Raw genomic sequence first — 19,432 nt, forward strand, 5'->3', positions numbered from 1 at the left:
AAAGCCCTTATCTATCCCCTCCATCATACCCATTTTTTTCGGAGCGCCGCTGATAAGCTGTGCTCCAGGGTACAGATCTTCCGGCAGGATGTTGCACATCCTGCCGTGGGCATCATTGACGGTTACACTGGTAGCCCCGGCTTCAATGGCACCGCGTATGGCTGCATTAACTTCAGCGGTCATTAATTTCCGGGAACGAATGTACTCCTCCCCACCTGTAGTTTCTACCTGTTCCCAGGTAGTTATTCCGGCTACACCTTCCATATCGGCGGATATGTAAACCCGCATCCTTTTCCCCTCCTTTGTTAAGGTTTAAATGGCAAAAGGGCCTGACCGGCCCTAAGAACAACTCCTTCACGATTTATGAATGAAGTGGTAGCCTAGTTTGGTGATCTGCTCGCCAATGATTTCCAAACTTATCCGGGGTAAATAATAGGTAACCACCACCCAGCGCCGTTCGAGGATTACATTGACGCTAACTACACCCGGCAGGATGTGTAGAGCATTGCTAATTTTTCTGGCATCCTCCCCGGTACGCATATTGCTTACAATCAGCGTGATTGTTACCTGCCGGAGATCAGGGGTATAGCCATCACGCCAACTATGTCCCTGACGGCCGGTCAGAATTTCTGCGGCACGCTGGCTGTACCAACTCATTCTTTTATCCTCCTTAGTTTAAACTTTTTCGTTCGCTTTTTGGTTCCTGGTGAGTATCCTGCTCACCCTCCTTCCCCTCAGGGGTCCAGACGCCGAAACTTAACTCCTTTCTGCAGTAACAGATACTCCATAAAAGAAGGTGTAATCCTTTCCGGGTCATAGATAATTTTGACCATATTAACCCGCCCCTCCCGGGGTAGCTGGATCTCCTTAACCAGCGCTGCCAGGGTATAATAAACAGTTTCCCGGATGACCGGCGTTTCAAGGTTGGGTATAATGTAGGTAACTTCCTGGTGCCGTCCAGGTTGGAATTTTTCCTGGCGGGCGTCAATCCACATTCTTACCTTCGGTTCCATGTCCTTGCCACCTCCAGAGCCCTGCCCTATATTCTATGCACCAACTCACCTTTTGCCGCCTATTTTTAGGTCCATCCCACCCTTCACCAACATATGCTGTAATAGTGATTCTATGAAATGAGGGGTGAAAGATGGCCAAAATCCTTATGGGAGATATTGCCTTAGCGTCACGGGAACTCGATGCTTCCGGTAAAGCCCTGTTGTCAATCCTATGCCGTAGTTTGGGTGTGACTTTCTTAGAAGACGGGGAAGGAAACTTTATCCTGAATCCGCCCCTGGCTAATAAGACAATTGTTTTACGCCCGCTACCCGTCCAGGATCAAACCTTGACCGCCCTGCTAACCGCCTTATACCAGGGGCTGCAGAGACAGGGGGCCAATGTTTTAATTGTTCCTGCTACTGCCAGCGACGGGCGGCTTTTCAGGCTATGGGAGACCCAGGTCCTTTTTGCCTTTTCACAAAAGGAGGTAACTTTTCAGGAACCCGCTTTACATTTCTTCTACTCGCCCAAAAGACGGGAAGAAAGTATGAGATTGATCGCCGCCCTGGTCCAGGCTATGCTTCGTTCAGGAAGTCTTTTAAGTTATACCATCCCCAGCACCTGGGAGCATTTTAAAAACTTCCGTTACCGTCGCCTTTTAAATAATGCGGAAGTGCCTTCGATCTTAATTGAATTCTGCGGGGTTAACCTGGATCCGGGATTTATTCACAGCATTACGATGTGGCTGGTTGACGGTTTAAACTGGTATTTCCATAAACCGCTGCCGGAAGAAACGGTTTTTAAGCTCCAATCCCTGTTGCAGCGCTTCCGGGATGCCTGTTTACCCGGGTTACCTGAAGGAAGCAAGTCCCGGGAAAGCAAAACGATACCTGGACAAGGAGAGGTTGCAGCTACGGAAACTCTGACCGTTACAATGGAGGAACCGCAGCACCAGGCTTCCGGGACAGACCCGGAAAAGAATGTAACTGCGCCTGCGGGAGGGGAACAGGCAACAATGACACCGGCCGGGCCGGGAGAGAGCCCTATTCAAACCGGAGAAAAGAGGGACGCAGGACTAGGAGCCACAGGGATCCCGGTCCGAGGAGAGGCTGGAGTAAAGAAAACAGAGTCGGGGGCTATAGCGGGCCGCCCTGGTGAGGAAACAGAGGCAGAGGCTACAACGACCCTGGGTGAGGTAGCCATACCCGGCAGAACCGAAATTCAGGTGCAGGATGGATTGCCGGTGCAGGGTAAAGTACAGGGGCGAGACGAGGCAGCGGAGCAAGCAAAGATACCACCCCAAAACGAGCTCCTGGCAACGGAAGGGGACGTAAACCAAGGGGCAACGCCGGCAAAGGATACAGTTTCCAGCAGCCAGGCTTCTCCGCCGGCACCCTCCGGGAAGATCCATAATGCCCGGCATGGTAAAGGCCGTCACCGGGGCAATCCCTTTTCTCCTCCCGGTGACGGGCCGGTGTTTATCTTTAAGCGGCCCCTGGAAGCCAGCTTTGCTCCTGCCTTCTTCCCCCAGGAAGTACTGGAAAGTATGGCACCGCTGCCCCTCCAGAGCACTTTTCTGATAGGGGAACAATGGTATAATTACCTGTCCTCTACCGGAGCGGATATGGCCGTGGCCAGCCTCGCTGCCCGGCAGGCGCCTCAGCCAGGAGCAGCAAAACCGTCAGCACTTAACTTTGACCCAATCAGGACCGATATGATCAGGACGGATACGATAGCCCCGGAGACCGGAAATAATGATAGCACCCTGGCGGAGCTCAAAAATTTGAGTGCCGCCATCCTGGCCCCGGAACAACCCGGGGAACCCCTGAACGGCGAAGCACCGTCAATTTGACGGTGCTTCGTACTTCCTGCTGGTGAATATCTAACTGATTTTTATCCGCTCCTCTAGAAACACTGGGCCGGTGGCGCCGGCGGGCAGACGCCGGGAGCCACAACACAGGGTGCCGGCACGCAGAAGCCGTAGCTGGGCACCAGGAGCTGGACGGTAAGGATGGTCTTAATGACCAGGCACACCTGGAAGTCGCAAGTGACGGTGATAGTACCGACACCGACGGCGGAAACCACACAGTTGCAGAAAAGCAGGGTACTGTCGTTTTCGCAATCGACGGTTACTCCCTCGGGAGCGCAGAGGGTAACGATTTTGGTAAAGGTAAAGACGCGGTCGGCAGTTTCAGTGGGAGCATTGGGGTTAGTCAGGGTGATCGGTACGGAAACGACAATGGTCAGGGTGGCAAAATTGCCGGTGGTCGGGACGCGGTTAATGACGTTGCAGGTAATAGGCCCGGCCAGGGCACAGGGGATGGCCTGCCCGACGGTAAAAGTACCGGTGACAAACTCGCCAGTGTGACCCGTCGTTACTGTTGTATCCCGGCTACGGCTTTCCACCTGGAAACAACTGTCATAAACCTTGTCAACCTTAATACACTCGATACGAGTCGGGGGTGGACACCCTTCCGGCGGGCATTGGCCGGGACCAACGACTGCCTGCTTGGCGCTCACTTCATCAGCCATGCTTAAACCTGCCTCCTTGGAGCAAATTTTTCTGGTTAATGCCTGGTATATAATATTGACCTCAACGGGTGGATGTTACCGGGAAAACATAATTTATTCCTGCCAATCAAAATTATATTTTTCCTGCCAGGATAGCATATGCATTAGTTAGGTAGCCCTGGTCCAGGGGGGTGATGGCCATGGTAAATTATTTAGCTGCACCAGGTGATAGCTGGCAGTTAGTTTTGCGCCAGGGCATATTACACTATAGTTATACCGCTACCGGTGAGCCCATGGCAGGTCTGAGCGCCTGTACTGCCGTTATTGACCCTGCCGGTCGTTTACATATAGTGGCAACATTGATTAATAAGCGGTTAATTTATGCCCGCTGGCAGGGTCAACGCTGGGAAAGTAGTGAGTTGCCGGTAAATGGTTCCGTCCTGGCCTTTGTCCTCGATTCCCGCAGGCAACCGCACCTCTTATTAGAGGAATCCTACAGACCGGAAATTGTCCACCTTTACCTGGCCGGTAACCGCTGGCAAAGGCAGTTTTTACCCTTTAACCTTACGGCTCCTCCCTTACTATTTAAACCCCTGCCCCGTGGCCGGCTCTTCTTTGCCGGTCAGGATGCATCCAGGGGAAGGCAGCTTTTATTTTTAACAGTTTATGATCCTGCCACGGGCTGGGAGGTGCCCCGTCCCCTTACCGGCGTAGAACCTGGTAATAAAATTTATGCTTACTGGTTTCAGGGGTATCTTTACCTCTTGTCCTGGCACAGGCAGGAAAAGGACTACTTGCTTTATTTAAACGTAGTTGACCCGGAAAAAAACACCTCGCTGAGGCTCTGCCCGGGAACAATGGTTGATCTTCCCGATGACCGGCCGGTACTCCTGGCTAAGGAAAAAACCTTACTTTTCCTCTGGACATCCAGCAACCGCCTGGCCTTTTGCTTCTCCCAGGATGGCGGCAGTACCTGGTCACCACCCCAGAGCGCCTATTTCTTTTTCCCGGCCCGGATTAAAGCCGTAGAGGGGCCAGAGGGCCCCTCCACCAGACAGGTAGCTTTCACCAAGATTAGTGGCCTGGAGCCGGATTGGCCCCTCGTAATCAATTTTGAACCCCTTTTTTCTTTGTGCAGGGCTGTCGTTGTAAATCCCAGCAGCAGGAATACTCCTTTTAAGCAATGATTTTAGATAATGATTGGCACCACAATACCCAGGAATAAAGGACCAAAGACAAAGGGGAACCTGCGGGCAGCACCGATTAACAAAACAGGGTCTTTATCCATATCAGCATCCATCATATGATGGCCCATCATCATACCATGGGCCATGGGCCTCATTTCAACTACCTTAAATTCTTCCATTTCCCGGTAGCGAACCATTAAAACAACATGATCCATACCGAAATGCATGGGATCAGGAGTCCCCCGGGCAACAACCAGCAATTCCCGTTTTTCTATATCAATCATACCCATACCCATGGCGCCAGGACAATGATGGGTGGGATGCATCATAAAGCAGTGGCGCCGGGGCATTACTGGAGGCATGATGGGAATGCAGATGCGCTGGCCGGGATAAATCAAATTGGGATCTGTAATTTGCGGGTTGGCCGCCAGGATCTGATCCACTGTAGTACCGAACTTGCTGGCAATGCTGCTTAAAGTATCACCGGGCTTGACGACATAGATAAACCCGTTGGGGCAGGGCATTATGGGCTTAACTGGAATGCAGAGTACTTGACCAGGATAAATCAGGTTGGGATCCTGGACCTGGGGATTTGCTGCTATCAGGGCATCCAGGCTGACATTAAATTTCTGGGCAATGGAGTACATGGAATCGCCTGGTTGGACAGTATAATAGAAGCCGCCGGGGCAAGGTACAGGCATTTTCTTGGGAATGCACAGTACCTGGCCGGGATAAATGAGATTGGGATCTTTTACCTGGGGGTTGGCAGCAATAAGCTCATCCAGGGTTATACCAAAACGCCGGGCAATAAGATACATAGTATCGCCGCTTTTGACGGTATAATGGAAGCCATGGGGACACGGGGGCACCATATGCTGGGCTGCCGCCTCACTTACAGTTGCCTCAACTTTCTTGCTTTCGTCACTCATAAAGCCGGTCTCCTTTCTTACTGGCATGCTTTGCTAGTATAGAGTATGAAACCGGCCAGTTCTTGGTGACTAAAAAAGCGCCCCTATGTGGGCGCTAAATTACTTGTTCTGGTATAGGGGAATCATTCAACGGCGGCTTCGCTCCGCCACCCGTGGGTGGCTACTGTTTATCTTATCACCAGCAAATTCTCCTCCTTTCGCCAGCCTTTATAACAGCTACTGCCGTTTGGGGTAAGCATAATAATCAGTACCTGTACGCCTCCCGGCCCGGGCCAGCATCTCGGATGATATCCGGTTGGCCTGACGAACGATTTCAGTTTCATCAATCTTCAACAGCCGGCCTTCCCGGACTACGACTTCGCCGTTAACAATGGTGGTATCTACCAGCTGGCTATCACCGCAGGTAATAATAGCTGCTACCGGGTCATGCTGGCCCCCGGCAAACCCCAGTTCCTCAAAGTTAATCAGGATCAGGTCTGCTGCCATTCCCGGCGCCAGGTGACCAAGGTCCTCGCGGCCTAATACTTGGGCACTGCCGACAGTTGCCAAACGTAAAACTTCTTCTGCTGTCAGGCCGTCATTACCGTAAGCCAGTTTTTGTAAGAGATAAGCAATACGCATTTCGTTCCACATATTAGAGGAATCATTACTGGCGCTGCCATCCACGGCCAGACCCACCCGGGCCCCGGCAGACAGCAGGTCCTTCACCCGGCAGACCCCGGAAGCCAGCTTCATATTGGAAGCCGGGCAATGGGCCACCCCGCTTTTCGTCTCACCCAGCAGGGCCACCTCGGCGTCGTTTAAATGTATGGCATGGGCAAACCATACATCGGGTCCCAGCCAGCCCAGGTCAGCCATGTACTCTACCGGCCGCCGGTCAAATTTTTCTTTACAGAAGCGTTCTTCATCCAGGGTTTCGGCCAGGTGGGTATGGAGCATGACACCGTACCGGCGCGCCAGGGCGGCACTATCTCGCATCAGTTCGGGAGTTACAGAAAAAGGTGAACAGGGAGCCAGGGCAACCCGGCACATGGCGAAGGGGCCAGCCTCATGGTACTGCCGGATCAAGCGCTCGCTGTCAGCTAATATCTCGTCTTCTTTTTGAACTACTTCATCCGGTGGCAGGCCACCCCGGCTTTTGCCCAGGGACATGCTGCCCCGGGTGGCATGAAAGCGGATCCCTAGTTCCCGGGCCACCTGGATTTCAATATCAATAAGTTCATTTCCCTGACCACGGGGAAAGACGTAGTGATGGTCGCTGGAGCAGGTACAGCCTGTCTTCAGCAATTCCCCTAACCCCACCATGGCTCCCAGGCGAACTGCTTCCGGCGTCAGTTCACGCCAGATCTCGTAAAGGGTCACCAACCAGGGGAACAGGGGTATATCCTGGGTTGCCGGAATATTGCGGGTCAGGGTCTGGTAGAGGTGATGATGGGTATTGATCAGTCCCGGCAAAACAACCTTACCCCTGGCGTTAATAATCTCGTCTCCATCCCCCGCAGGTAGATTGGATCCAATGGCCTTAATTGCCGGCCCCTCAATTAAAAGATCAGCCTGCCGGTAACGATGGCCTTCGCTATCCAGGGTAATAATCCATTCGGCATTTTTGATAAGTAAAGCCAAGCCAAGTGCCCCCAGTCAACCGGGCAAACCCGGTTAAATTTAATGACTTATTTCACCATTAAAGCGGGCTTCCAGGCCGATGACTGTGTTTTTTCATGGCTTGATTATACCATAGAAGCAAATACTCAGGCATGCTAAAATGAAAAATTACACGGTATTAAAATTTAACCTGGCTAAAAGATTTGCCAAAGCGGCAGCCAATTCAGCCCGGGTGGCATTCTGGTCGGGACGGAAGGTACCGTCCGGGTAGCCGCTCATGATCCCGGCGGCCATAACCTGGCGGATGGCTGTCTCCGCCCAGTGGCCCTGGATATCGCGGGGTTCAGATAACTGCAGGTCCAGATAAAGGGCCAGGCCGCGGAAAATAGTCCGGGCCAGGGATTGCTGTACTGCCGGCGTGGCGAGTTGAGCTGCCGTCTCCGGGTTGCTGATAAAACCCATTTCCACCAGGACTGCCGGGTCATCGGTTTCCCGCAGGATATAGAAATTCGCCTGGCGGACACCCCCGTCAGGCCAGCCGGTGGCCGCCACCACTTCGGCCTGGATCAAGCGGGCGAGCTTTTCAGCCTGGCCTCCGGGTGCCAGGATAAAGGTGCTGGCGTAGTTAGCCGGGGTACCGGCGCTGTTGACGTGCAGGCTGATGACGAGGTCTACCTGTTCCCGGTTGAAGAGAGCCGCCCTGTCTGCCAGGGAAACGTCCTGGTCGCCTGTCCGGGACATTACTACTGCTATGCCTGCCCCCTGGAGCAACTGCCGCAACGCCAGGCCCACAGCCAGGGTGACGTCCTTTTCCTGGAGGCCGCTGGCGGCAACGGCCCCGGGGTCACTGCCGCCATGGCCGGGATCAATGCCAATTTTGGGCATACTCCCCACCCCCAATCTAAGATTTGCTTTAAGTTGATCTTAAGCTCCGGGGGTGACCATGGCTAATGGCGTAAATTGCTAATTACACAAGCCCTGGCCCTGTTGCGGTCTATTTATGTTCTTAACTGTACCGGGTTTCGTCATAGCGGCCGGGGTTAAGATGCTTTCCAGTTCGTCCGGGGTTAAAAACCCTTTTTCTAAAAGGATTTCTCTAATCGAGCGGCCGGAAGCTTCTGCTTCCTGGACTACCTCTGTGGCTTTTTCGTAACCGAGGTAGGGCAGTAAAGCTGTGGCCAGGACGGGACTCTGCTCCAGCACTTCCCGGCAGCGCCCGGCGTTGGCTGTTATGCCGCTGATACATTCCGTGCGGAAAATCCGGGCCGCTGCCGCAAGCATTTCCAGGGATTCCAGGAGGGCGTGGGCGATGAGGGGCGCGAAAGGATTGAGCTCCAGGTGGCCCTGGCTGGCGGCCATAGCGATTACCATATCGTTGGCCATGACCTGCATGGCCACCTGGTTGACCATTTCCGGGATCACCGGGTTGACCTTGCCGGGCATGATAGAAGATCCGGCCTGCCGGGGGGGCAGGTTGATTTCCGCCGGCCCGCCCCTGGGACCGGCAGAAAGGAAACGCAGGTCGCCGGCGATTTTATGCATGGTTACGGCGGCGGCCTTCACGAGACCGGAAACTTCCACAAAGACGTCCATATTCTGGGTGCCATCGATCATGTTTTCCGCCCGGGCCAGGCCCACCCCCGTGAGGCGCCTTAAATAATCATTGACCAGGTAAATATATTTCAGGGGGGCATTGAGGCCGGTGCCGGTGGCTGTGCCGCCCAGGTTCACCTGGCGCAGGCGCTCCTCAACCTTGTACAGCCGCCAGCGGTCCCGGGCCACGGCCTGGGCATAGGCACCGAATTCCTGTCCCAGGGTTACCGGAACGGCATCCTGGAATTCAGTACGGCCGATTTTAAGTATCCCGGCAAAGGCAGCCTCCTTTTCCTGGAGGGCTTCCTGGAACCTGGCCAGTTCCTCGGCCAGGGGTAGTAAAAGGCGGATGGCCGCTATACGCATGGCGGTAGGATAGACATCGTTGGTGGACTGGTGCAGGTTAACGTGGTCATTGGGGTGGATGGTGGCATAATCACCCCTGGGAAGGCCCAGGATTTCCAGGGCGCGGTTGGCGATTACTTCATTAACGTTCATATTAGTCGAAGTACCGGCCCCGCCCTGAAAGGCGTCGAGAAAAAACTGGTCGGCCAGTTCACCCCGGGCTACTTCCTGGCAGGCAGCAATAATGGCCTCTCCCTTTTCCTGGGGCAGGTAGCCCAGGTCGAGGTTGGCCCGGGCGGCAGCTTCTTTGACGGTAGCCAGGGCTTTAATTAGCTCTGGATGGACTTGATGCCGGCTGACGCGGAAATTCTCCGCTGCCCTTAAGGTGTGGATGCCGTAGTAGGCGCTGGCGGGCACTTCCCTGTTACCCAGAAGATCATGTTCCTGGCGGGTAGACATAGATGATCCCTTCCTTTGGACTCTATTGTAGCAAACCAGGTACGGCCAGGAAATACGGGCAAGTAAAAAGCGACCGGCTATAGAAATTGCCAGTCGCCCTGGAGGGGTAGTCAGCGCCCATCAGCTGGCGCCTATTGCTGGATGTACCTTCCTGAGGTACAGAATTATTTCTGGACGTAAATATGGGCATCCTGGGGCAGGGCCAGACCGGCAGCTACTTCGACGGCTTTAACCATTCCGGGGAGTACCGGGCAGGCAGCATGGGGGCAATGTTGAAAGAATAATTCCCGCAGGCGGCTGTTGCCTTTGAAGCTAATCTCGTCCAGGGGATTGAGGGTGCCCAGTTCAGCGGCAATCTTCTGGATGTTGGGACAGGTAGTGTTGATGGTTAGGTTGCAGGAAAACATATCCGGTGCTTCAGCCAGAATGTCGGTGGTAAAACCACAGATGCCGGATTGAACTGTTACTTTAGCCATGGGAGAACTCCTTTCTTTACAGAAATTGTTAAAAAGCGTCTGAGACGGCTTCATGTTACTCTTTTATCCTACTTTTTAAATACTCGAGAAAGATTGTTGCTGTGGCCAGATTGGTGGGCGCCGGTACGTTGTGGACGTCACAAATGCGCAGGAGAGCGCTGATATCCGGCTCATGGGGCTGGGGCGTCAGTGGGTCCCGCAGGAAAATTACCAGGTCCAGGCGTTTTTGGGCCACCAGGGAACCCATTTGCTGGTCTCCCCCCAGGGGCCCGGACATGAGACGGTGGACCTTTAGACCGGTTCGTTCCATGATCCTGGTACCGGTAGTCCCTGTGGCTACCAGGCGGTGACCGGCAAAGATATGTTTATGCTCATCGACAAAGTTGACCAGTTCATCTTTCATACGATCGTGGGCTATGAGAGCGATGCGCATAAATTATCCTCCAAAATTCATATTAGCCCTCGTAACAGGCCAGCCTTATTTCAACGAGCCTCGCTACAAATATTCACCAAAAATTGCTTTTCCCTTCTACTATAGAAATATTTTGTCTTAGATTTCTACTGGCGAAGCTGCCGCCACAGCTCCAGTGAACAAAGGGACTTTAAAGGGACTTCCGCAAAACTCAAGCACCCGGCGAAAGGGGTTGGCGGCCAGTCATGACGGTACACCCCTGCTGGTACCGCTGGCTGCCAGGAAAGCCAGTACCGCACCAGTTCATCTTCCCCGCGGTTTACAAGGGATTCTCGTAAAACCCTGGCCCGCCGGGTGAGGGGGCAGCAAAAATAGGTGCGGCAGATGAGGGGACGGTATTTGTACAGGCGGCAACGACGCCGGTACGGTTCTAAAAAAATACAGTAACCTTCGGCGTCAGTCCGCAAAGTAATATCTACCGCCCGCCCCTTCACCTGGACCTGGCAGTACTCCGCCAGCATTTCCGGGAGGGAAAACCTTTTACCAGTAAGTTCCTCTAGTCCCTGTTGCAATACATGCAGGTCAATGCTGGTCAGGGGCAGGCGCCCGCCACAGCAATGATCACAACCTAGGCAATCGCCGTTAGTATAGGGGCGGTAAAGAAGGGAAGGGTCCAGTCCTTCCACAGCGGTAATATAATCAGCTATGCTGGCCTCAGGAGATAAAACCCGGAGGTCATAACCTTGCTTGCCATTGACCTGCCAGTAACGCACCTGGACGGGGTTCTGTTCTTGCCTTGCGAGCAAATGAAAACCTCCTGCCAATTATATTTTACTCTTCTTCCCGCCATGCCATCAGGGCCAGGGGGAAGGGTTCCAGGGCTCGTTCCAGGACCCCGTGGATAAAGGCCAGGAGGATGCCGTAATTAACTATTGGTACGCCGGCTTCCTTGGCCAGCTGGATGCGGTAGAGCATTTCCCGGCGGTTGATCATGCAGCCGCCGCAGTGAATTATCACCTTGTAACTGGCCACATCTTCCGGGTAGCCAGTGCCGGAATACCAGGAAAACTGTAAATCACCACCCACGTACTGGCGCAGCCAGCGGGGTATCTGCACTTTACCGATGTCATCAGCCTGGCGGTGATGGGTACAGGCCTCAGCAATGAGAACCCTATCGCCAGGCTGCAAATTTTTAACAGTCTTCGCGCCCCGCACCAGCTCGACCAGGTCCCCTTTATAGCGGGCAAATAAAATGGAAAAGGAAGTCATCCAGACGCCTGGGGGCGTGTCGGCCGCTACCTTAAGGAAGGCCTGGGAATCGGTAATAACAATCTTGGGGGGCGGGATCTTCGCCAGGGCCAGCTTCAGTTCCCGCTCCTTGACCACCAGGCCCATGGCGTCATGATCCAGCAAGTCCCGCAGTGTCTGTACCTGGGGCAGGATCAGGCGCCCTTTCGGTGCCGCCAGGTCGATAGGTACCACCAGGACGGCCATTTCTCCGGGCCCCACCAGGTCGGCAACAATATAAGGCTCCTCAAAGTCGGCAGGAGCGGCTTTAATCAGCTCCCCTTTCAATTCCTCGATACCCTGGCGGGTCAGGGCGCTAACCGGTAGGACCCGCTGTCCCAGGTTTTTTTCCAGGTCCGGCAATAGTTCCCGTCCGCCCTGGTCGATTTTATTTAAGACTATCACCAGGGGCAGGTTTTGTTCCTTTAGTCGCTGCAAGAGTTCCAGTTCGTAAGGTCCAACCCCGGCTGCCGGGTCCAGGACCAGGATGGCCAGATCAGTGCGCCGCAGGACTTCCATTGTCTTTTTGATCCTTAAAGCGCCCAGTTCGCCCACGTCGTCAATCCCGGCCGTGTCGATGAGCACGACGGGACCCAGGGGTAAAATTTCCATGGATTTAAGGACCGGGTCGGTTGTCGTGCCAGGAACGCTGGATACTACGGCCAGTTCCTGGTTGGTCAGGGCGTTGATCAAACTGGACTTGCCGGCATTGCGGCGGCCAAAAATAGCGATATGCAGGCGATTGCCCCTTGGTGTCGCTTCCACAGGTTCTTCCCCCTATCGTAAAATGGAGCGTATATATCGAAAATACTTTTAGTTGATTAACGGCAGACAATCTTCTCATTAAAAAACGGGAGTTTACCTCCCGTAACTTGGCAATTAACCTGCCTGCTTGGCGGCCTTGTCTTTACCGGCATTGCCGTCGCCTTCCTCGATTTTGGCCGCTTCTTTGATTTCTTCTGTAACAGAGCTGGTAGCATTCTTAAATTCCTTAATACCTTTCCCCAGGGCTCGCCCTACCTCCGGTAACTTACCAGGGCCAAAGATAATTAACGCCAGCACTAAAATCAAGATTAATTCAGGAGCTCCCAAACCGAACATCCTTTTCACCTCCTGTTAAGATTATTTGTACACCCGTTTCTTTTAAATTTAAATACTTTCTTCCCCGGCCTTTTCTTCCCGCCTTCGTCGTACCAGGTAAGATATCCAGATGCTAACTTCATAAAGGGCAATTACCGGTAAAGCCATTAACGTCTGGGATATCATATCTGGTGTAGGGGTAAGAATGGCCGCAAGTATAAAGATAATTAATACAGCAAACTTACGATTTTTAGCCAGAAATCGGGGTGTCATCAAGCCCAGATGGGTGAGTAGCATAATAACCAAGGGCAATTGGAAAACAACCCCGAAGGGTAAAATAAACATGATCAAGAAACTAAAATAACGTGAAATAGAAATCAGCGGTGTAAAACCTTCACTGGCACTTACCAGTAAAAAACGAATGGCTGCCGGGAAAACTACCAGGTAACCAAAGACTATTCCCGCGGCAAAGAGCACTATTGAGGCCGGCATTAACATATAAACCAGGCGCCGTTCATGGCTGTGCAGGGCCGGCAGGATAAAGCTCCAGACCTCCCAGAGGATCACCGGTAGAGCCAGGAAGATAGCTGCCACAAAGCAAATTTTTATAGTGGTAAAAAAGGCTTCCCAGGGAGTGATAAAGACCGGGTTTATGCCTATTTCCTTAATGGGTCTCATGATTAAAACCAGCAACTGGTCCCGGAAGCCAAAATAAACAGCGATAGTTGCGATCACCAGAGCGATAATACATACCAGCAGTACCCGTCGCAAAGCTTCCAGGTGCTCCGTCAGGGTCATAGACTTATCTTCCATCGCTCCACCTCCTTTTAACCTGTTTATGGCTAGTTTCATTATACCGCCCTTGTCATAGCATAGCAAGGCAACATTATTTCTTTATCCCCACATGGACGGCTACAATTCCGCCCGTCAGCTCGTAATAACGTGCCCTGGCCAGGCCCAGGTCGCGGAAGTACTGCAATATTTCTTCCTGGTGGGGATAGCCCTTAAGGGAACGGGGCAGGTAGCTATAGGGACCCTCCATTCCTACTCCCAGGCGTCCTATTAAAGGCACCAGGTGGTCAAAGTACAGGTAATAAATTTGCTTAAAAAAGGGCCGGGAGGGTTTGGCTAATTCCAGGGAAATCACCCGTCCTCCCGTCCGTACCACCCGCATCATTTCCGCTAGGCCCCGTTTGATATCAGGGAGGTTGCGCAGGCCAAAGGCAATGGTGGCGCAATCAAAGGTATTATCCGGGAAGGGGAGGTCCAGGGCATTGCCTTCTACCAGCTGCACCAGGTGGCCATAGGCACTGGCTGCCAGGCGGCGCCGGGCCACCTCAAGCATGGCCGGGGCAAAGTCTAACCCAACTACCTGCCCCCCAGGGGCTACGGCGCGGGCAAGCTCCAGAGAAAGCATACCGGTGCCACAGCAGACATCCAGGGCCTTGTTCCCAGGTGCAAGGCCCGTCTGGGCTACGGTAAAGCGGCGCCAGCCCCGGTCACAGTTAAAACTTAGTACTGTATTTAATAGGTCATAGCGGTGGGCAATATTGTTAAAAATACCACGTACATATTCCTCTTTGGTCACAGGGCCATCACCTGTTTAGCAGGTAACTTTTCGCTTAATTGTATAACTAGCTCATACAGGAGCTCCTTTACCGTCCCGGGAGCATGTTTTTCTATTACCTGTTTGGCTTTTACGGTTGCCGGCCGGCCATTCCACAACCTGCCTAATTGTAAGCCTATCTCATGCCACGCCTGAGAGAGGTGCGGTTCGGTTTCGCACAGCTGGCTTCCCAGGTAAGCAGCAGCGGCGGCCAGGTATTCCCGCATATGAAGCCTTGCGGGAGCAGATTTCTTTTCGCATTGCCGGGCTGCGTCCAGGTGAATCTGGCAAATTAAATGGGAAAGCGGCGTTATAAACTGGATATTACCATCACGGCACAGGAGTTCAAAAAAACGGGCATAGAAAAAATCACCTGTCAGGGTCTCCAGGGCTACCCTTTCTTTTATATTAATATGAATTAAAGAAGCCAGGAAAATAAACTGAAAAACAGCGGCCAGGGAAAGGGCCCTGGCTCCAGAACGCCCCTGGCGCTGGGCGCTGATAAGAACAAGGGCCGGTAAAAAATCTTGATCGATCGTATTTAAAACAGGTATTGTTACACCAGGTAAACTACGTCCCTGCATATGCGTTTCCTTTACCAGGCGGCGACGAACTATATCCAGTTCCGGCTGTAGTAATTTAAACAGGGAGGTCAATATTAAGCACTCCTAAAAGATAACTACTTTCCATTTGTTATTCTATTTTTTAGAGCATATTCCTGCTGGTATTCTTATGTAAAATGCCACAGGCCCTGCAAGTTTTCATCCTGCAAGGCCTGTCAGCTCCTACCCCTGCTACCGTAATCGCATGTAGGTAATAAAATAAATATCCCTCCTACAGATTTACCGCTGCCGCCCGAGGTTCCATTACGCCCCGTTCAATTTCGGTGGCGTGGACTTCGCCGGCCTGGAACTGCTCGGTTAAGTACCTGCAGGCATCCCAGGGGTTTACCCTTTCACCGCAGGTAAAAACGTCTACGGCAGCATACCCTAACTCCGGCCAGGTGTGAATTGCCAGGTGCGATTCGGAAATGACCACCACGCCGCTGACACCCTGAGGGCTGAATTTATGGAAGCATACTTCACGTATTTCGGCACCGGCTTCGAGGGCGGCTTTCACCATTATCTCTTCAACTTTTTTGATATCGTTTAAAATCTCGAAGCTGCAACCATAAACCTCAGCTAAAACATGACGGCCCAATGCGCGCAATTATCATTCCTCCTCCAGGATAAAAGTGGGGCATGACCTCAATCAAATCCAATTGTAACCCCACTCCCCTTTATTGTCAACTAAAAATCGCAAGCAATGTCGGATAAAGTTGAGGGCTTGTCTTCAGGGAATATTGGCTTAGGACTTAGTCCTGAGTCATAGGGTCCTCAAAAAAGCATTACATCTGGCCCGAGTAGCCACCGGTATCTTTTTCTTCTTCGGACACCAATATCCTCAAGAACTCTTCTGCCAGCACCGGATCGAAGTGCGTACCGGCGCAGCGACGGATTTCCTCGAAGGCCTCCTCGTTGGTTTTCGCCTGGCGGTACGGTCTTGCGCTAGTCATAGCATCAAAAGCATCAACAAGGGCCAAGATGCGGCACTCTACAGGTATTTCCTCTCCTTTAATGCCCAAAGGGTACCCGGTACCGTCCCATTTTTCATGATGCTTCAGGATTAGTTCGGCAATTCCGGCCAGCTCCGGGGAGGACAAGGCAATTCTGTAGCCTTTTTAGGCGTGCTGCCTCATTATTTCCCACTCTTTTTCCGTAAGGGGGCCTTTCCTAACAAGAATTTTATCCGGTATTCCTACCTTGCCAAGGTCGTGAGTTCGGCAATCTTATTTATCTCTACCACCCCGCAGCAACCACAATGGTCTTGTTGTAGAATAGCGGTACTCCGGCAATGCTGCTTATTTCACCAAAGGACAGCATGCCTATCACCGGAACATTTATTTTTCTATTCCTGCCCACTGCTTCCAACTCCCGTGAGAAACTCTCTTTCATTATTAAGCGACGGGAAATGCAATCAAATATTATGATGAGCTTCGGGTGTTCCGGAGTATCAAGTACCTCATGCGTTATTTCTGCAGCAGCTGCAACGAGATCCTCAGTTTCAGCATGCATGATGGTAGCAACTGCGTTTTGAGGGATTTCTGTTGCGAATAGAATGCTTTTGTCCTTCCCGGGCTTAAGTGCATAGCGGATGATAAAATCTCCACCCGCCGCAGGAAGCCCTAAGGGATATTTTATACTGTAATATGGAAAAGCTCGCTCGTCATTTTTATCTTTTAGGCCTATTAAAGCTGAATATCTTTCCAGCGCTGGAAGGCCGTCGATTTCATAGACCCTTCTACCCTGCGCTCTCGTCACTACCAACGGCTCTCCTACCGGTTTCCACCCGTGTCCAAGGCCCATACGAAAATTAATCCCCCTGATTATCGCTATTGCCAGGGCATCGCTACTTATGCCTGCATCAGTAAACTGATAGGCGGTTTCAAAATCCAGGCTACTCCCGCTTCCTCCCCCAACGAACTCAAATGCAGGGCCCATAACGTTATATAATCCTCTAAGCAGGCCGGAAATGTTAGGGGTAGATGTGTCAGGGAAAAGCAGCAACGTGCCGGGCGATTCGCCTGCTTTTTGAAGTAGAGCTTTGCCTGCTTCTTCGCCTTTTCTGTAAGAAGAGCGTGAAATATCTTTCTCTAAATGCGTTACAGCATCAATTCCCTCGCCACTGATAGTTAATACGCAGACCCCTCTTTCGTAAAGTTCCAGGTTGGCTATAATCCCCGGAACACACGCCCCTATCAACTTAGACGAACCGATTACTTCTTTTACAGCTGTTAGGACATTCTCAAGGTAATAATTAGTGGTGGTAAGGAGCAACGTCAATACAGGCTTGCCGGATTGTTGCACAGCCATCTCGGAAGCGACACGCCCATCTACGACTGTGTGACCGGTACTGCTGAAACCTATGCCAACTCGCATGATCTCCATTCCTCCTATTTCTACCAAGAGGATAGCGATGGAGAGCCAAATGTTATTTCTTTGTGGAACTGTCACCATGAACCTCGTCCGAAAAAAATTTTATCCAGGTAGTGATAATAGTTAAATTGTCTTAGACCGTTTTGAAAAGAGTGCCGATCATCCAGATTAACTCCTAAATCGTTAACCTTTAATGTTTATTTTACCATAGGGGAACTGACACCTACAATGTGCATACAGTTCTTAACAGCCGGGCTGGGGCTGAAATGCTGTAGCTGCTAATAGCCATCAAATCAGAATTATTTGCATTACACACACTACGCTTAACAAAATACCCGGGCTCCCGTTTTCCGGGAGCCCGGGCTTTCTGGTCGGAGCGACTGGACTTGAACCAGCGGCCTCTACCACCCCAAGGTAGCGCTCTAGCCAAACTGAGCTACGCCCCGTTCTTCTTCTGTGCAAGCTAAAGTATATCACCTGACAACAGGCATTGTCAAGGGGCGTTTCCTGGTACAGCCAGGGACGTGAAAATTAGCTCATGCAGATGCCACCTTTCCTGGTATTATATCTTTAAAATTTTGAGGATGATGAAGTAGACTTTACTGCCGCTTTCCCTGCCGGAACCATTGTCTCTACTTCCCACCACTATATTTACCACGTTCAGGCAAGATTTTAGGCTGAAAGCATAAATTATTAATAAGTTAGTATCTCAAGGAGGTTAAAAAATGGGTCAGGGAAAATTAAGAAGGGTTTTTCCCGGGGGAAATACCTGTGAGGGGTTTTATTCTTTTTACGATTATATTATCGAGCCCGATGCCACCCGGATTTTTATCGTTAAAGGTGGTCCCGGCGTGGGCAAGTCCACTTTTATGCGCAAAATTGGTGAGACTATGTTGGCTAAGGGTTATGATGTTGAGTACCATTGCTGTTCCTCCGATAATGGCTCCCTGGATGCCGTTGTTATTCCGACAATTAAAGTGGCTCTAATCGATGGCACTGCTCCCCATATTGTTGATCCTAAAAATCCGGGTGCTGTTGATGAAATAATCCACCTGGGAGATTACTGGGATGAAAGCAAAATGCGGGCCCATAAAGATGAAATCCTTAAAGCCAACGCCCGGGTGTCGCGCTTGTTCCAGATAGCCTACAGTGCCCTCCGGGAAGCCAAGGTTATCCGCGATGAGTGGGAAAGCTATATTTGTGAATGTATGATAGAAAGCCAGGTTAATAAGGCAGTAGCCAATTTAATTAATGCCATTTTTAACGGCGTCGCGCCACGTTATGACCGGCCCGCCAAGATCCGCCACCTCTTTGCAACTGCCATTACCCCTGACGGTATCATTACCGGCCATGTAGAATCCCTGCTCCAGGATGTGCAGCAGCTATATACTATCTCTGGTGAACCCGGATCAGGCGTGCCCCAGGTACTGGCCCGTATCGCCGACCTTGCCCGCGAAAAAGGACTTTATACCGAAATTTATCATTGTCCCTTCAATCCCCGGAATATCGACCTGGTAATAATACCGGAAATAAAAGTCGCGGCCATGAACGTCCAGCCGCCCCACACCTATGATCCCTCTTCTTTACCTGACCTTACGGCCATGAGACTTAACCTGTCGGCTTATATCGACAGGGGTAAGCTTACGTCTTACACCCACGAAATCAACAGCGCTGCTTACCGCTATCAAGCCTGCCTGGACCGGGCTGTAGCTTACATCCGCCAGGCCAAACTAACCCATGATTATATAGAAACCTTCTATATACCGGCCATGAATTTTGAAGCTATTAACGCCAAACGCCAGGAGGTCCTGCAGCGGATTTTAGCCTATGCCGCCGAATTTTCCGGCTCCAGGGCCCTGGCCGGCTAGAATCATTTCGGTAAATTATTATTTCATACTTTATAGATTCGTTAAGGGTTTTATGGTAGAATGTTTACCATAGCATATATAGAAAGGCCTGATTAATCTATATACAACT

At 51.8% G+C, this 19,432-nt stretch carries 21 protein-coding genes, 1 tRNA gene and 1 pseudogene; 3 read left to right on the forward strand and 20 right to left on the reverse strand.

The genetic code is table 11. The features are described 5' to 3' along the window. The 3 genes from NWF31_RS02810 to NWF31_RS02820 form a co-directional block, all read right to left on the reverse strand. Positions 1-288, reverse strand: a 288-nt coding sequence (locus NWF31_RS02810) for a M55 family metallopeptidase (RefSeq protein WP_258358990.1), incomplete at its 3' end; no start/stop codon positions are given. A 66-nt stretch (positions 289-354) separates the two neighbouring features. Beyond that, positions 355-657 (reverse strand): heavy-metal-associated domain-containing protein, encoded by a 303-nt coding sequence (locus NWF31_RS02815; protein WP_258358991.1) that lies wholly within the window; start codon positions 655-657, stop codon positions 355-357. Positions 658-734: 77 nt separating this feature from the next. Beyond that, the gene (locus NWF31_RS02820) at positions 735-1,013 is read right to left on the reverse strand and encodes a hypothetical protein (RefSeq protein WP_258358992.1); all 279 of its coding nucleotides are present in this window, start codon (positions 1,011-1,013) and stop codon (positions 735-737) included. Positions 1,014-1,144: 131 nt separating this feature from the next. Here NWF31_RS02820 and NWF31_RS02825 point away from each other — a divergent pair, with 131 nt between their 5' ends. After that, on the forward strand, positions 1,145-2,845 hold the full coding sequence (locus NWF31_RS02825; protein WP_258358993.1) for a hypothetical protein: 1,701 nt from the start codon (positions 1,145-1,147) through the stop codon (positions 2,843-2,845). A 53-nt stretch (positions 2,846-2,898) separates the two neighbouring features. Here the strand turns inward: NWF31_RS02825 and NWF31_RS02830 are convergent, their stop codons facing one another. Then, complete coding sequence (locus tag NWF31_RS02830; RefSeq protein ID WP_258358994.1) at positions 2,899-3,525, reverse strand: hypothetical protein; 627 nt, start codon at positions 3,523-3,525, stop codon at positions 2,899-2,901. Positions 3,526-3,704: 179 nt separating this feature from the next. Between NWF31_RS02830 and NWF31_RS02835 the strand changes: the two genes are divergently transcribed. Beyond that, complete coding sequence (locus NWF31_RS02835; protein ID WP_258358995.1) at positions 3,705-4,691, forward strand: hypothetical protein; 987 nt, start codon at positions 3,705-3,707, stop codon at positions 4,689-4,691. Positions 4,692-4,693: 2 nt separating this feature from the next. Here the strand turns inward: NWF31_RS02835 and NWF31_RS02840 are convergent, their stop codons facing one another. The 16 genes and pseudogenes from NWF31_RS02840 to NWF31_RS02915 all read right to left on the reverse strand — a co-directional run bounded on the left by NWF31_RS02840 (position 4,694) and on the right by NWF31_RS02915 (position 17,901). Next, positions 4,694-5,620 carry a LysM peptidoglycan-binding domain-containing protein gene (locus NWF31_RS02840; protein WP_258358996.1) on the reverse strand — a complete coding sequence of 309 codons (927 nt, stop codon included), beginning with the start codon at positions 5,618-5,620 and terminating at the stop codon, positions 4,694-4,696. A 216-nt stretch (positions 5,621-5,836) separates the two neighbouring features. Continuing rightward, entirely contained in the window at positions 5,837-7,243 is a 1,407-nt protein-coding gene (locus NWF31_RS02845) for an 8-oxoguanine deaminase (RefSeq protein ID WP_258358997.1), read from the reverse strand. Between the two features lie 147 nt (positions 7,244-7,390). Next, a complete protein-coding gene (locus tag NWF31_RS02850) occupies positions 7,391-8,107 on the reverse strand; it encodes an N-acetylmuramoyl-L-alanine amidase (protein WP_258358998.1) in 717 nt (238 codons plus the stop codon). 78 nt (positions 8,108-8,185) lie between these two features. Further along, positions 8,186-9,619, reverse strand: a complete 1,434-nt coding sequence (locus NWF31_RS02855; protein WP_258358999.1) for an aspartate ammonia-lyase — start codon at positions 9,617-9,619, stop codon at positions 8,186-8,188. 164 nt (positions 9,620-9,783) lie between these two features. After that, complete coding sequence (locus NWF31_RS02860) at positions 9,784-10,095, reverse strand: DUF6951 family protein (protein WP_258359000.1); 312 nt, start codon at positions 10,093-10,095, stop codon at positions 9,784-9,786. A 55-nt stretch (positions 10,096-10,150) separates the two neighbouring features. Beyond that, entirely contained in the window at positions 10,151-10,528 is a 378-nt protein-coding gene (locus NWF31_RS02865; RefSeq protein ID WP_258359001.1) for a methylglyoxal synthase, read from the reverse strand. Between the two features lie 125 nt (positions 10,529-10,653). Next, complete coding sequence (locus NWF31_RS02870) at positions 10,654-11,313, reverse strand: YkgJ family cysteine cluster protein (protein ID WP_258359002.1); 660 nt, start codon at positions 11,311-11,313, stop codon at positions 10,654-10,656. 25 nt (positions 11,314-11,338) lie between these two features. Then, on the reverse strand, positions 11,339-12,559 hold the full coding sequence (gene hydF, locus NWF31_RS02875) for a [FeFe] hydrogenase H-cluster maturation GTPase HydF (protein WP_258359003.1): 1,221 nt from the start codon (positions 12,557-12,559) through the stop codon (positions 11,339-11,341). Between the two features lie 114 nt (positions 12,560-12,673). Further along, entirely contained in the window at positions 12,674-12,895 is a 222-nt protein-coding gene (locus tag NWF31_RS02880; RefSeq protein WP_258359004.1) for a Sec-independent protein translocase subunit TatA/TatB, read from the reverse strand. A gap of 48 nt (positions 12,896-12,943) precedes the next feature. Then, the gene (gene tatC, locus NWF31_RS02885) at positions 12,944-13,687 is read right to left on the reverse strand and encodes a twin-arginine translocase subunit TatC (RefSeq protein WP_258359005.1); all 744 of its coding nucleotides are present in this window, start codon (positions 13,685-13,687) and stop codon (positions 12,944-12,946) included. 73 nt (positions 13,688-13,760) lie between these two features. Then, on the reverse strand, positions 13,761-14,462 hold the full coding sequence (gene ubiE, locus NWF31_RS02890) for a bifunctional demethylmenaquinone methyltransferase/2-methoxy-6-polyprenyl-1,4-benzoquinol methylase UbiE (protein ID WP_258359006.1): 702 nt from the start codon (positions 14,460-14,462) through the stop codon (positions 13,761-13,763). Continuing rightward, positions 14,459-15,136, reverse strand: a complete 678-nt coding sequence (locus NWF31_RS02895; protein ID WP_258359007.1) for a polyprenyl synthetase family protein — start codon at positions 15,134-15,136, stop codon at positions 14,459-14,461. The genes ubiE and NWF31_RS02895 overlap by 4 nt, the downstream gene beginning before the upstream one ends. A 178-nt stretch (positions 15,137-15,314) precedes the next feature. Next, positions 15,315-15,689 (reverse strand): adenosylmethionine decarboxylase, encoded by a 375-nt coding sequence (gene speD, locus NWF31_RS02900; RefSeq protein ID WP_258359008.1) that lies wholly within the window; start codon positions 15,687-15,689, stop codon positions 15,315-15,317. A 178-nt stretch (positions 15,690-15,867) separates the two neighbouring features. After that, positions 15,868-16,296 (reverse strand): annotated as a pseudogene (locus NWF31_RS02905) (HD-GYP domain-containing protein); the annotation flags it as partial. 22 nt (positions 16,297-16,318) lie between these two features. Next, a complete protein-coding gene (locus tag NWF31_RS02910) occupies positions 16,319-17,458 on the reverse strand; it encodes an FIST signal transduction protein (protein WP_258359010.1) in 1,140 nt (379 codons plus the stop codon). A 365-nt stretch (positions 17,459-17,823) separates the two neighbouring features. Continuing rightward, positions 17,824-17,901: transfer RNA gene (locus NWF31_RS02915), tRNA-Pro, on the reverse strand. A 279-nt stretch (positions 17,902-18,180) separates the two neighbouring features. On the opposite strand from NWF31_RS02915, the gene NWF31_RS02920 reads away from it, so the two are divergent. Beyond that, the gene (locus NWF31_RS02920) at positions 18,181-19,323 is read left to right on the forward strand and encodes a PRK06851 family protein (RefSeq protein WP_258359011.1); all 1,143 of its coding nucleotides are present in this window, start codon (positions 18,181-18,183) and stop codon (positions 19,321-19,323) included. Positions 19,324-19,432 lie beyond the last annotated feature (109 nt).

Origin of the sequence: Neomoorella sulfitireducens (assembly GCF_024733845.1) — a bacterium.
Taxonomy (GTDB): Bacteria; Bacillota; DSM-521; order Neomoorellales; family Neomoorellaceae; genus Neomoorella; species Neomoorella sulfitireducens.

Bases quoted from the DNA above. Each gene is read 5' to 3' on its own strand.
- NWF31_RS02820 (WP_258358992.1), bottom strand. From the start codon at position 1,013: ATGGAACCGAAGGTAAGAATGTGGATTGACGCCCGCCAGGAAAAATTC.
- NWF31_RS02855 (WP_258358999.1), bottom strand. From the start codon at position 9,619: ATGTCTACCCGCCAGGAACATGATCTTCTGGGTAACAGGGAAGTGCCC.
- NWF31_RS02910 (WP_258359010.1), bottom strand. From the start codon at position 17,458: ATGCGAGTTGGCATAGGTTTCAGCAGTACCGGTCACACAGTCGTAGAT.
- NWF31_RS02920 (WP_258359011.1), top strand. From the start codon at position 18,181: ATGGGTCAGGGAAAATTAAGAAGGGTTTTTCCCGGGGGAAATACCTGT.
- NWF31_RS02880 (WP_258359004.1), bottom strand. From the start codon at position 12,895: ATGTTCGGTTTGGGAGCTCCTGAATTAATCTTGATTTTAGTGCTGGCG.
- NWF31_RS02815 (WP_258358991.1), bottom strand. From the start codon at position 657: ATGAGTTGGTACAGCCAGCGTGCCGCAGAAATTCTGACCGGCCGTCAG.
- NWF31_RS02830 (WP_258358994.1), bottom strand. From the start codon at position 3,525: ATGGCTGATGAAGTGAGCGCCAAGCAGGCAGTCGTTGGTCCCGGCCAA.
- NWF31_RS02860 (WP_258359000.1), bottom strand. From the start codon at position 10,095: ATGGCTAAAGTAACAGTTCAATCCGGCATCTGTGGTTTTACCACCGAC.
- NWF31_RS02850 (WP_258358998.1), bottom strand. From the start codon at position 8,107: ATGCCCAAAATTGGCATTGATCCCGGCCATGGCGGCAGTGACCCCGGG.
- NWF31_RS02865 (WP_258359001.1), bottom strand. From the start codon at position 10,528: ATGCGCATCGCTCTCATAGCCCACGATCGTATGAAAGATGAACTGGTC.
- NWF31_RS02825 (WP_258358993.1), top strand. From the start codon at position 1,145: ATGGCCAAAATCCTTATGGGAGATATTGCCTTAGCGTCACGGGAACTC.
- NWF31_RS02840 (WP_258358996.1), bottom strand. From the start codon at position 5,620: ATGAGTGACGAAAGCAAGAAAGTTGAGGCAACTGTAAGTGAGGCGGCA.
- NWF31_RS02835 (WP_258358995.1), top strand. From the start codon at position 3,705: ATGGTAAATTATTTAGCTGCACCAGGTGATAGCTGGCAGTTAGTTTTG.
- tatC (WP_258359005.1), bottom strand. From the start codon at position 13,687: ATGGAAGATAAGTCTATGACCCTGACGGAGCACCTGGAAGCTTTGCGA.